Genomic DNA, 12,507 nt, shown 5'->3' on the forward strand with positions numbered 1-12,507 from the left:
TGTCAGATCTGTACGAGTGGACCAGGACTCTTCAGGTACTGCTTTACGATCGCGTCTGCCGCCCAATAGGCGAGTGCGCCGACAGTATCAGTGGGGTTATACCCGGCGTTTTGCGGGAAGGCAGTGGCCCCCATTACGAAAAGGTTGGATACATCCCAGCTCTGCAGATAGCGATTCAACGCGCTGCTCTTGGGATCAGCGCCCATGATTGCACCGCCGCAGGTATGTGTCGTCTGATACACCGTAACGTCATAGGGGCCCCTGCGTGGCTTCGTCTCGAACTGCCGCGGCCCCATCTTTTGGACGACCTCCGCCAGGCGGCCCGTCAGGTACTGCGACATCTTGAGTTCATTCTCGTGGAAATCGAACGTGATCCGCATGAGCTTGCGGCCAAACCGGTCGGTGTAAGTTGGATCGAGATCACAGTAGACGTCACGGTAACTGCAGCAGCTGCCATGGGTGACCGCCTCGTAATTGCTTAAATAGTTCTTCGCCACCGCCTCCTTCCACTCGAGACCCCATCGCGGAGTTCCCTTCGGTGTCCTTGTGGTCTGGAGCGGTCGGCCGTTGGTCTGCACCGCGCCCATGTAGCCGCCACCAACGAAGCCATGCGGTCCGTGATCGAAATTGTCGCCGTTGAACTCATCGATGCACATCCCGATAGAGCCCGAGGCGATAAACGGATTGAAGATCTTGTCGTCGAAAAAGGCGTCCACACTGGATGTGACCTGATAGGAATAGTTGCGACCAATCACGCCCTCGTTGGCGCGCGGATCGTATGGCTTGCCGATTCCGGAGACCAGAAGCAGATGCACGTTGAACAGCTGGAAGGCGCAGAGGAGCACGAGGTCGGCCGGCTGCTCCCACTCATTGCCACTGGTATCGACATAGGTGACGCCGGTGGCGCGTTTTCCTGAGCCATCGAGGTTGATCTTCAACACCTCGCACTGGGTGCGGGCCTCGAAGTTGGGTTGGCGGACGAGTGCCGGCAGGATCGTGGTCTGCGGGCTGGCTTTCGAGTAGTTGCCACAACCGAACCATTCGCAAAACCCGCAATAAGTGCACGGCCCGAGAGTGATTCCGAGCGGATTGGTGTATGCCTGCGACAGATTTCCGGATGGCTGCGGGAATGGCTTGTAGCCCATGTCTTTGGCTGCCTGCGCGAATAGCGTAGGTCCGTAGGGCTGCTTCTGCGGCGGCGTCGGATACTCCCGTGCGCGGGCACCCTCGAAGGGATTGCCGCCCGTCTGTATCTGGCCCTTGATGTTGCCGGCCTTGCCCGATGTGCCGCAGAGATACTCGAACTTGTCGTAGTAAGGCTCGAGTTCGTCATAGGTGATGCCCCAGTCCTGGATCGTCATGTCCCCGGGCAGGAATTTTTCACCGTAGCGCTCGGTGAGATGCGTTTTCATCTGGAAATCGCTCGGCAGAAACCGCCAAGTCTCCGCGTTCCAGTGTACGCCCCCGCCGCCGACGCCATTCGGTGGCATGAAGGATCCCCAGCTGCGGATCGGCAGGGCCGTCTCGCTGGCCCTATTGCGGAACGTCATCGTTAGCTGTGCGGGTCGAAGGAACAGGTCGTGGCGGATGTGGTAGCGCAACTCGTCTTGGGCATACGCGGGCGGGAAATCGGTGGCCGTGTCGCGCCAGGGACCACGCTCAATCGCCACTATATTCAGCCCGCTTCGAGCTAGTTCGTGTGCCAGGATCGAACCGGTCCATCCCAGGCCCACAATCAGGACGTCGGTTGCTGGCAGCTTGCGTGCCATGATCGCCCCTTTGTTACCGATTAGCCTTTGGTTACGAAGTTCATTGAGCTTTCCGAACCCACTCTGGTCGGCCAGTGATGCCAACCGGAGGCAGGGGATAGCGTTCGTTATGCCGGTCGACCCAGTCCCGGTAGTCGTAGCGCGCGCCGGGATATCCGATCATCTTCCAGCCGACCATGTTGCGGTTACCACCGTATACGGGGTCCGCGAAAAATCCCTCCTGCGTGTTCTGCAGCAGCAGCTCGAAGAACGCGCGGCCACTTGTGCCTTCCAGATGAACCTGGCCCTTTTCCAGCCCTGAAAGCAGTTTGTCCTTGTCATTGTCGGGAATCTGCGTGAAGGACCTTCCCGCGTACGTAGCGCGGCAATACTTGTCGAGCGCAGCCAGCGCTTCCCGATATCGTACCGCCGGGGTTAACGGAGACTGATTGCCTTGTTGTGGCGTTCCGTCAGCAAAGGGCCCGCGCATATATAGTTCTTCGGCGGTGCCATATGGTCCCGCAAGTTGTCTGTCAATGAAGACCGCACAGCCCGCATCCTTGCCTCCTGGCGTCTGCGGGTCCGGTGGGATCAATCGGTCGACGAGCGCCTCGACGGTAGCGCCCTCTTCCGCAGTGAAGTACGTCCATGGCCCGGGTGTCGCTTCAGTAGGTGGACTGCCCGCATTTTGCTCCCATGGCAAGCTGTCTTGGACAACGCGTGCCAAGACGGCGTGGGTGGAAAATAACAATGTCGTAGCAGTGGTCAGCATTAGCTCACGGCGGCGAATGCCCGGCCGGGCTTGCGGAGGACGGGGCATACCGCTCCCGACATCATCGGGTGAGTTGAGCTGGAGTTTATTGATGATCATTGGGCTCCTCGATCTCAAAGGAAACACCGCTGACGTATTGCGACGTTAGCACGCCTCGGATTTTGAGTATAGAGCGTCGTCTCGAGTCAGCATCGGTCGTGCCTGTGGAGGTCCTGGTCGGGCCGCTGCTGAACCTTCTCCAGCACAGCGTCTCGCTTTGAATGAAGCAAATCTGTTGCAAGCTTACGAGCTAATGCGGCGGCGACCGGCCCACACGCCGACATGCGGCATCGCTCGCAGCTACGCGGCATAATTGCCGAAAAGTTTTCGATCAAGCGCGCGCCATCATTCCTGCACTCGCACCTGCAGCCTCTATCACCAGCAAAAACGACAAATTGGTAGCATGCGAGAGAAGGTCTACCCCGTCGTAGCTCTATTATCTTCGACGCGATAGAGCACGGCGCCGGCTTTGCCGCGTCGGACACTGAAGGAAAGACGTCATGACGCTCCGTCAAAGGACGCGGTTCTACGAGCAAGCCAGTTTCATCGGGACGCTGGTGGCATCCACGTTCCTGATGGGATCGAGCTTTGTCGCGGGCAAAATCCTGCTGCAAGGCGGGTTCTCACCGATGATCCTCGTCGGTTGGCGCTTTCTGATTGCGGCACTGGCAGCTCTTCCAGCGCTCTACCTCGACAGCGATCGTCCGCTGCGCGCGTTGTGTCCGCCCTCGCTTTCGGCGCGCGATGCTGGCGTGATCGCCCTGATCGGGCTGTTGCAGACGGCGGCTGTTATGGGGCTGCTCTTTCTTGCAATGAAAACGATCTCGGCGTCGACGGCGGCGATCCTGCTGTTCACCAACCCGATCTGGGTCGCCGTATTGGGCTTCGCGTTCCTCGGAGAGTCGCTGCGCGGGGCGCGCATCCTGGGGTTGGTGCTCGGCGTAGTGGGTGTAGCTTTGGCGATCGGTCCCAGCGCTGACATGCTCAACAGTTTCGCGACGGTGCGCGGTGAGGCCATCGGTATCGCTTCGGCACTTTGCTGGGCGACGGCGACCATCATCAACAAGAAGGCCAACCTGCCGATCGGCTCATGGGCATTGAGCTTCTGGCAGATGCTTATCGGTGCGATCGCCATTCTTGCGGTCGCCTACGCGCTTGGCGAACGGTGGCCAGCTCATGTTACGATCTCCCAGTGGAGCTGGTTCATTTGGCTGTCAATTCCTGCATCTACGGGCTCGTTTGGTCTTTGGTTCGTGGCGCTCTCGAAGGGTGGAGCTACACGCACCAGTGGCTATCTCTTCCTTGCGCCGTTGTTCACGGTGATACTTTCGTTCGTGATCATGGGGTCGACACTGACTTGGCTGCAGCTGGGAGGAGGGGTAACGATCGGTCTCGCCCTGTGGCTGGTCAATCGCGAGATCCCCGCCAAGACCGCCCGCGAACGGAAGTCCCAAGTTCTGGCCGAAGGTGAACCGTAGGCGCAGCAGTGCCGCTTCTGCCTGCCCGCCGCTTCTCGCCCTTCAGACCGCGCCTAACATAGATCCCGACTTTCGATACGTGTCCGCGAGGTTGGAGCCGTAGCTCGCTAAGCCGCTTGAGGCAGGAAACTCGCGCAACTGAATGGCCCCGAGCAGTGGAAATTCCGGCCATTCTGGTGACGATCCTGTCGTGCCGCGACAGAAAGTACGGCTCAGCGCCGGATCAGCCTTACACCCGCTCTTCCGCTCAGCGCTTTGTTACCGGATCCGATATGATCTGCAGCAGCGGTTCCGGCGTGACCGCGATCTGTCCGACAAACGGCCGATCATGTGCGGCAATGAGCAACACCGAGGCGGACACGCCGGTCGCAAACAGCCCGATCGCAAGCAGCGATGCAAGCCGATCATCGCAGTGAACCAGCGCGATCGCCAACAAGGCGCAGATTGCCTGCAAATAGAGGCTTGACCATTTCACGGCGTTGACTTCCGCCCGGCTCACAATGATCCGTTGTCTGCGCGCATCGAGCGCGGCCTCGAGCGCGCTTGTGATCTCACGCTGCGCCGTTTGCTGCCCCGGGTTGACGACGGGGAACGAGAGAACGAGCTGCAGCGCCTCCTGAATGGGGTGTGGGGTTACGCTGAGCGATGCGGTCCGGTGCGCCATCATGTGCCATTCCACGGTCGCGGTTTCATGGGCGTAGGTTCTAATCAGCTCGTGCAATTTGGCTTCCGGCTCGCCTGGAAAACTCGCTGCGAGGACGAGCGCGGTTCTCAACGCGCTGGCCTCGTGGCTCACCGCTGCGCTAGCACGGTCATTGTCGCTCCAGACCTGCGCAGCAGTGAACGCGACGAACAGGCCGAAAATTATGCCGAGCGGGGGCAGCATGCCCGGAGAAACGGCCTTGAACGATTTGGCGCGTCCGCTTCGCGCCAGCGCCGCAATGCCGGCATGGATCGCTAATGCAAGCAGATAGGTAAAGCCAAAAACGAGCAGTGCCATCCACGGCACTGGCAGTTCATGGAACCAGTCGCTCATCGTTGCCCCGTTTCGTGGCCTGAGCCAGCTTCGAATTCCCTCTCAGCCGTTTCGGCCTCGAAGAGGCCGGTCTGGCTTGCGAACGAAGCTTGCCAGCGAACGAGGACCTTCCTGCGCGCTTGAACGCGGCGCTGACCCGTTGCTGCCTTCAGCCGACCGGTCCTCAAACCATCAGCGAAGCAAAGAGGGCCCGTAGTGCCTGGCAGTTCGGGCCCATAGCTTCAGCACTTGTGCGGCAAAGGGGGTTATCTCAATCGCTTGTAAAAACGAATGTCATGTCGCGGAACTTTAGCTCCGGAAGATCCCTGGCGTTCTGTTGCATCTGAAAAACGTCGAGGCTTGAAGTCTGAAGTGAGGGGACCGCCTCTGCGGGCGAAGCACCAAAGAGGGCCAGTTTCAAGCCGACACCGGCAATGATAACGGCGACGAGGGTGATAATGGAATATGCACGCATACACCGCTCCTTCGTTGCGAATGCAGTGGAGGTTCCAATGGCTCCACTGCGGAACATCGACAGGGTGAGCCTGTTCTGTTTCTGGTTAATTTCGCGGGCCATCTGAATGGTTTCGCCGACCAGCAGTTTGACTGCGTCGATGAAGGAAGCCGACATTGGACGAGGTCCGCCTTGGGCCGATGCTATCGAGAAAGGGCTTGAGGAGCCGAACGAACGATGATTCCCGCTTAGGAGGCGGCAGGAGAATCGGAGATGATGGGACGGCAGGACGGAGATCAGGGGGCAGCTCTTTTACGAGTTTAGCCTCGACGAGATGATGCCGACTGACCACCTGCTGCGACGGATCAATGTGTTTGCGACGGCGATTCTGCTGATTGCACCACCAGTTGAAGCCGTTTTGGATCGGGATCGGTCAGCCCCTCTGTCTATCCCGAACTGATGATCCGGATGCTCCTGATTGGTTACTATGGCATTCGTCATGAGCGGCAGCTGTGGTCAGGAAGTGGCGCTGCACCTTGCTTGAGTGGCGGATGACGCATTCGGCTGACTAATCCTACTGCAAGTTAGGTCTTGCCATCGGCCGCAAGGCGCAGGAACTGCCGCCTCATCGCATTGACTTTGGCCAGATAGGCCGCAACGAGGTGATCGCCGCAGCGCTGGCCGGCCATCAGCTGAAAATTACGGCGTGCGAAAGCTGTGGCGGGACCCGCGCCGCAGAGATGGATGAAGGCAGCGAGATCCTGCTTCTGTTGCGGGCTTGCCGTCACATCGCTCGCGCGGGCAAGAACCGCCGCGACATTGCGGTCAAGATACACGGACGCCAGCTCGATGGCATGGCTGGGGATCGCGCGTATATAGAGGCTGGTGAACCCGCAGCCGGCATCCACGACCGTATTGCCTCGGATGCAGGACCGCGCAGCCTCGGCGTAGGCCCCATCCGTCATCTGGTAGAGGCCCACGGCGCTGGAGGCAGGCTGGTAAACCGCGAGCGGATTGAAGCTTAATTGCCAGCGCCAATAGGTGCGCGCCACCGGGTTGCCGGTGCTCTCGACCTGCGCCAGCGCGGCCAGCAATTCGGGCGTGATCGTGTTGGTGGAATAGGCGTGGAAGAGCGGACCGTATTGCCGCCACGTCTCGGCCGGCTCCTTGTCGCGCCCGTTGCCAACGAAGATAAAAAGCTCGGTCGGCTTGTGGATCACGTGATAGACGAGGTTTACCAGCGCGGCGACCACAAGCAGGATCGCCACGACGCCGACGATCCGAACCGCCCGCGGTGCTCTCGCGAGTTTCCCTTGCGCCCAACGCACGCTCCGCCGCCAGCGGCGAACACGACGGAGGAAGTCCTTGCTTTTTCTTGGCATGCGTCTTGGGAAAGGAGGGATGGGGGCAGCGCGGCGACGACACGGGAATCGTTAGCCTGTTGTGCCGGCTGGCCCGTGCGTCGGCAAGCGACGGCATGTCGGAACGGTTAAGCGCGAGTAAGGGATTAATGAATTTTCGAGAGCCGCTTGGGAAGCGGTTAGATCGTTCAACGGCGGCCACCTCGCTTCAGGGGCCCGAGTGAGATAGGGGGACGGTTTGGAGGATTCTGGTCGGGCTGAAGCTTGGGACTTTGCACCATTAAAAATAGCTTGAGGCTCCCTGCGGTTTTGGTAAGCCACAAGCCCTTTGCATAGTAGGAGAGTGGAACTTGAAGAAAAGCAAAAAGCCTGTTCGTCGCGAATGGACCGCAACTGATCTACGCGCCTTGAAGAAACATTCGAGGGATCGCACGCCTGTCGCAAAGGTTTCAAAAGAATTGAAGCGAACCATTGGCGCGCTTCGCGCAAAGGCGTTTCAGTTGGGAATAGGTCTCGGCCATCAGCGATAGTCGAATCAAGTAAGACTTAAAGCGGGCTCGAGAATTCGCTGGGCTCGCCCTCATGGGACCGGATTTCCGATCGGTGCGCAACTCCATCATTTCGGAGATGCGTCCGCCGGCGTCGATCAATGGAGAAATGCAAGCCAAATAACCCAGCGCCGCAGTTCAAGGCCTTCGGGTGGGGGCGACGAACGGGTTGGATTCCGGGCTCTGACGAAGATTCTTATCGAAACACGCATCCAGCCGGTCGAGCGCTGCCGCGCTTCCATCTAGCGGCACGCGAAGCGTCATCCCTTCGCCTCGGACCTCAAGAACGTTGGCGATCCGCAGTCGTTCGTTAAACGCCGCGTCGGCCAATGCGATTGTGACGGATTTCGATTCTGCCAAGGCCTTCGCGTCGCCCGAGCGCGAACCCGCAGCCAAGCGAACGGAATAGGCTTTACCCCGTTCAAGCTTCCATTTTGCCGAATCGAGAGATAGCAAAAGGCCGTCCTGGTTGCGCAGGAACACGATACCCAGACCGTCGCTGGATCGAGTCATGGTGCAGTTCTCAAACCGATCGGCCTTATAGGTAGTCGCTATCGTCCAAGGACCGACGGCAATCGTCTGAGCCTCAGGCGGCTGTTGGGCGAATGCAGGGCTTTCGAGGGTTAAAAGACAGGCGAACGCAATGATCGCTCGCATCGTCGCCTCCATGAATCATCTTGGATGTCTGTGACAGTGCAACCAGCGGGGAGGGATCAACGCGCTCCGGGTTCAACAGTTCCCAAACATGCCGTCGCCAGGGCCAGACCTTGGGGATTGGTTGCCGACCTGGCACCGGCTCCGAAACTCGCCGTCGAAGCTGACGTCGGTGATCGGCGGGGATGGGCCACTAGCTAGCTGGCTCATGCACCGCGGCAAAAAGGGGTTCTAATTTGTCGATGTCCGCCCGCGGTTCAATCGGGCACCCCGCTTTCCGAGGGCCCTTCAACATCAGCTTCGAGTTTGATTGTCCGCCGCGAACAATCCTCCAGGATACTGTAAAAGTGGGATCGAGTTCGAGCAGAGGCGCCGCCGCCCCACGCGCGCAAGCATCGTCGGTGGAAGCTCGAACCCAGGCGCAGCGGGAGTCGTTCAATCCGACAACTCGTCGAGTAGAGCTTTCGCGTCCCTTAGATCGCGTGTCTCGAACCCTTCCGTGAACCAGCTGTAGACCGGAGCAAGCATCTGCCGAGCCTGCTGCGCCTTTCCCTGGTCGAGCCAAAGTCGCGCCAACAAATTGGCGGCCTGCAATTGCGCGCTTTTCGCGGATTGCCTCCCGGCCACATCGACTGCTATTCTCAGGCTGTCCTCGGCAGCATCGATTTTCCGGGTCGTCTGTAGTACCCGCCCGCGGATCAAATGAATCCGAGGTAGACACCAACGGTCTCCAATCTCCGAAGACGCGGCAATCGCCAATCTGGCCTGCTCCAAGCTCTCTTCGTATCGACCCGCTGCTAGGTAGGTTTCCGCCAACAGGCAAATAATCAGGCAAAGATTGCTTCGCAGGCCCAGCCGATCGTACATCGTGAAGCCATTCTCAAGAAGCCCGATGCCGCGACTGACGTCGGCGGTTTGACCGATAGCCCATCCGAGGTAAGCCAAAGCGGTGGCGCGCGTCTGCGGCAAACCATGCTCTTCAGATAACGCCAGCAACTCGCTGGCGGTGTTCACAACGGCAGGAGCATCACCGCGAGCAACCTGCGCCTGGCAAACAAACCATAACGCATGAGCTAGTGACGGCGCATGCTTCAAACGCCGCGCCAACGCAATTGCGTCGCGTTCCGACTGTTCGCCTTGTATCGGATGACCGAGAAGCCATTGCAAGATTGACTTAATCGACAAGGCACAGACCACCGGATCGTGTCCGAGATATAGGTACCGGTGTTTAGCGTGTCGACCTTCGTCATAGAGGGCTATTCCTGCGTCGGCATGCGCCTTTGCATCTGAGAGCGCCCCACGAAACCAACAAATTGGCCAAGCACAGTGATGTGCTTGGAGCTGGATGTCCGGATCCTGAAGCGTATGTGCGATATGGAACAACTCTTTGGTGATCTTCTCCGCCCTCGTGAACTGACCGCGAGCCGTATGAAACAGCCACAGTCCAGATAAGGGTGGCGCCAAATCGACCGAGCTTTCAAGCTCTCGCGCTAAATGTTCGGCGCGTTCGAAGACAACGCCTACCTCTGGAGCCGACCAGCCATGAACACTCAATAGAGCTGGACCGAGCTGAGATAGAATCGCAAGCTCGGTAAGTGAACGGTCGATCTCAGGGCGTTGTCTTTCGTTCAGGGTCAAAGCCTGACGGAAATGCCTGATGGCTTCGTGGTTGCTCGCCCGCCGAACTGCCTTCTCTCCGGCCGCGCGCCAGTATTTCTTGGCTTGCTCGTCCAATCCAGCTTGCGCGCAGTGCCTGGCGAGGAGCTCAGGCTGCACCTCAATCACCTCAGGAAACTCTTTTTCGAGGGTGTTCGCGATCCGCCCATGCAGCTGCTGCCGCGAGGTACGCAACAATGTCCCATACGCGACATCCTGCACGAGTGCATGCTTGAACAGGTATGTCGCAAGCGGAGGCAAGCCCTGCCGGAACAACAAGCCCGCTCGAATGAGGCGGTCAAGCGCCGATCCCAACTCAGTCTCCGTCTTGCGGCCCACCGCAGCTAGTAGCGCGTGCGAAAACTCGCGCCCGATCGCCGCGCCGATCTGGGCTACCTCTTTGGCAGGGCCTAGTCGGTCGAGCCGCGCCATCAGCGACGCATGCAAGCTCGCCGGGACCGCGAGGTTCGGAGATGGAACCGCCGCAACAATGTGCTCGGCCACGTCCTGGTTGACCGCCTCCAGAACTGCGGTTGTCATCTCCTCTACGAACAGGGGGATGCCGTCGGTGCGCTCGATGATGTCTTGCCGAATGTTCGCCGGCAGTGCCTTGTTCCCGACGACCTGGTCGATCAGGGCATCGACTTCGCGCTGACCCAACCGATTCATCGTAACGGCCGTGACATGAGAACGTCCTATCCAGGCTGGCTCGAACTCCGACCGGAACGTCACGATCAGCAGTACAGGAAGGGTGGCAATCCGGTGCACCACCCGATCGAGCACTTCCAGGCTCGTAGGGTCGATCCAATGAACATCCTCGAAGATCATCAGCACCGGATGGGAATGTGTCAGAACCTCTATTTGTGAAATAAGCGATTCCAACGTTCTTTGCCGGCGCTGCTGTGGGCTCATGTCGAGCGGGGGGAAGCGCCCATCGTTGGAGAGCGACAGCATCTCGGCAAAAAGGGCTGCGTCCTCGGGGGAGGTCGAGGTCCGGGAGAGCAGCGTATCGAGCTTATCGAGCCTCGCTTTCGGCGTGTCGTCGTGAGCAAAACCGGCGGCGCGCCCCATGTGGTTCATGATTGGGTAAAACGCGCTATCCGCGTGCTGCGGCGAGCAGAAATAACGCAACCGCGTGTGCGGCTCGCTAGCGACCCTTTCCAATAGCGCGGCCGTGAGCCGCGATTTTCCGATGCCCGGTTCACCAGAGATTAGTACCACCTGGCCTTCAGAAGTCTTCGCCTTCGACCATCGCCGAACCAGCAATTCGGCTTCTTCTTCCCGCCCAATGAGAGCAGTCAGACGGCCGGCGTGAAGTGCATCAAAACGGCTCTCAACGGAACTGGGCCGCAGCGCGGTCCAGGCACGGACCGGCGCGGCGATACCCTTGAGATTGCTCGGACCGACGTCCTTCAACTCGAAAAGAAAACCGAGAAGCTTTCGTGTGTCGTCGGCGATCACGACGGTGTTCGGCTCTGCAATCCCTTGAAGGCGTGCCGCGAGGTTTGGCGTCTCGCCGACGATGCCGCGCTCCTGAGCTTCACCCGATCCGATCAGATCGCCGACAACGACCAGTCCGGTCGCTATGCCCACACGGGCTTGCAGCGGTGTGCGCGACTCGAGCTCCGCCAACGCCGCGATCAACTCCAGCCCTGCGCGTACCGCCCGTTCGGGGTCATCTTCATGGGCTTGCGGGTAACCAAAATACGCCAGTACTCCGTCACCCATGTACTTCGCCACGAACCCACCCAGGCGCCGAACGGTTTTGGCGACGCAGTTCTGGTAGGCCGAGATGACCTCGCGCAGGTCTTCAGGGTCCATACGGGACGAGAGTGCTGTCGACCCGACAAGGTCTGAGAACATCACCGTGACTTGGCGGCGCTCCGCGCCGTCCATAGCGGCATCGTCGCTTGTAGGACAAGCGTCGGATAGACGCGTAAGTGCGCTCGCTTCCACGCGCAAAGCAGCGATGGCGTCGAGCAACCTACGGCGATCCCCGACAAATTCGACGCCAAGATCCTTCAAGTCCTCCGCCGTTAAACTCGGCAGGACTCCGTCGTCGATCTTATTGTCGCGGAATGCCGCCTCGTATTGTTCGAGGCCAAGGCTCCGCAGCCAACCTCCGACGTCCATGATGGCGCCCCAGTTCGCTTGGCGCCTCATGATCCCCCAACGGAAGAAACCTGTCTAGGGTAGGGTTTTTTGAAATAACCGGTTTGGGTCAAGCTGAGAAGCTCACAGCTAGGGAAGACCTGCAGCTGCGGCAGTGTCCCGGTCGGCCTGCTTTTGTCGAACAATCGCTAGCTGTTGGCTGCAAACACCAAAGTCGCTGGTGTCAGCGCGTATTCCGAACCTTTCACAGAATGCGAGGTTTTCAGCCGCAATCTCGCGATCGAGTTGGATTTTCACGTTAGCCCGCGTCGCGGGAGCGGAGACGAAAGTGGCGTACGCACCGAACGAGAGCAGCACCACAATGAACAATGAAAACAGCAGCCGCGAACCTGCACTACTGTCGATAGCATTAGCATTGATATCGGTCATCATAGAGTTCCTTGGCTTTCAGGATGAAATATTCGCGGTACGATTTCCACGCAAGGAAGTCAGCCCCACGCGCCAGCGCTCGGGACGCAGGGACAACTCCGATGGATAATCGGCGCGTTTCTTACGCGGGCTTGATCATATCCCGTGCATAGGCCAGGCCGATCCCGTATCCGCCGCCGTGAGCCTCCACGATCGCTCGCGCCCCGTCATAGGTCTCATGCCGGGTCCAGTCGCGCTGAAG

General features: G+C 59.4%; 10 protein-coding genes. 2 read left to right on the top strand and 8 right to left on the bottom strand.

Features of this window, described 5'->3' with window-relative positions; all coding sequences use genetic code 11:
- Positions 1–2: 2 nt before the first annotated feature.
- Positions 3–1,769, bottom strand: a complete 1,767-nt coding sequence (locus JQ553_RS31845; RefSeq protein WP_212504027.1) for a GMC family oxidoreductase — start codon at positions 1,767–1,769, stop codon at positions 3–5.
- Positions 1,770–1,809: 40 nt separating this feature from the next.
- Positions 1,810–2,619, bottom strand: coding sequence for a gluconate 2-dehydrogenase subunit 3 family protein (locus JQ553_RS31850; RefSeq protein ID WP_249144727.1), 810 nt, complete (start codon positions 2,617–2,619; stop codon positions 1,810–1,812).
- 497 nt (positions 2,620–3,116) lie between these two features.
- On the opposite strand from JQ553_RS31850, the gene JQ553_RS31855 reads away from it, so the two are divergent.
- Positions 3,117–4,037 carry a DMT family transporter gene (locus tag JQ553_RS31855; protein WP_312015219.1) on the top strand — a complete coding sequence of 307 codons (921 nt, stop codon included), beginning with the start codon at positions 3,117–3,119 and terminating at the stop codon, positions 4,035–4,037.
- Between the two features lie 247 nt (positions 4,038–4,284).
- Here JQ553_RS31855 and JQ553_RS31860 read toward each other — a convergent pair whose 3' ends face one another.
- From JQ553_RS31860 to JQ553_RS31870, 3 genes are all read right to left on the bottom strand, one after another.
- On the bottom strand, positions 4,285–5,073 hold the full coding sequence (locus tag JQ553_RS31860) for a DUF4239 domain-containing protein (RefSeq protein WP_212504029.1): 789 nt from the start codon (positions 5,071–5,073) through the stop codon (positions 4,285–4,287).
- Positions 5,074–5,323: 250 nt separating this feature from the next.
- Positions 5,324–5,683 carry a hypothetical protein gene (locus JQ553_RS31865; RefSeq protein WP_212504030.1) on the bottom strand — a complete coding sequence of 120 codons (360 nt, stop codon included), beginning with the start codon at positions 5,681–5,683 and terminating at the stop codon, positions 5,324–5,326.
- Positions 5,684–6,090: 407 nt separating this feature from the next.
- Positions 6,091–6,888, bottom strand: coding sequence for a transglycosylase SLT domain-containing protein (locus JQ553_RS31870; protein WP_212504031.1), 798 nt, complete (start codon positions 6,886–6,888; stop codon positions 6,091–6,093).
- 329 nt (positions 6,889–7,217) lie between these two features.
- On the opposite strand from JQ553_RS31870, the gene JQ553_RS31875 reads away from it, so the two are divergent.
- Positions 7,218–7,397: a hypothetical protein gene (locus JQ553_RS31875; RefSeq protein WP_212504032.1), complete on the top strand. Its 180-nt coding sequence runs from the start codon at positions 7,218–7,220 to the stop codon at positions 7,395–7,397.
- A 156-nt stretch (positions 7,398–7,553) separates the two neighbouring features.
- Here the strand turns inward: JQ553_RS31875 and JQ553_RS31880 are convergent, their stop codons facing one another.
- The 3 genes from JQ553_RS31880 to JQ553_RS31890 form a co-directional block, all read right to left on the bottom strand.
- Complete coding sequence (locus JQ553_RS31880; protein WP_212504033.1) at positions 7,554–8,072, bottom strand: hypothetical protein; 519 nt, start codon at positions 8,070–8,072, stop codon at positions 7,554–7,556.
- A gap of 432 nt (positions 8,073–8,504) precedes the next feature.
- On the bottom strand, positions 8,505–11,858 hold the full coding sequence (locus tag JQ553_RS31885; protein WP_212504034.1) for an AAA family ATPase: 3,354 nt from the start codon (positions 11,856–11,858) through the stop codon (positions 8,505–8,507).
- A gap of 108 nt (positions 11,859–11,966) precedes the next feature.
- The gene (locus JQ553_RS31890) at positions 11,967–12,266 is read right to left on the bottom strand and encodes a hypothetical protein (protein WP_212504035.1); all 300 of its coding nucleotides are present in this window, start codon (positions 12,264–12,266) and stop codon (positions 11,967–11,969) included.
- Between the last annotated feature and the right edge of the window lie 241 nt (positions 12,267–12,507).

Origin of the sequence: Bradyrhizobium lablabi, from assembly GCF_018131005.1 — a bacterium.
GTDB classification, from domain to species: Bacteria; Pseudomonadota; Alphaproteobacteria; order Rhizobiales; family Xanthobacteraceae; genus Bradyrhizobium; species Bradyrhizobium lablabi_D.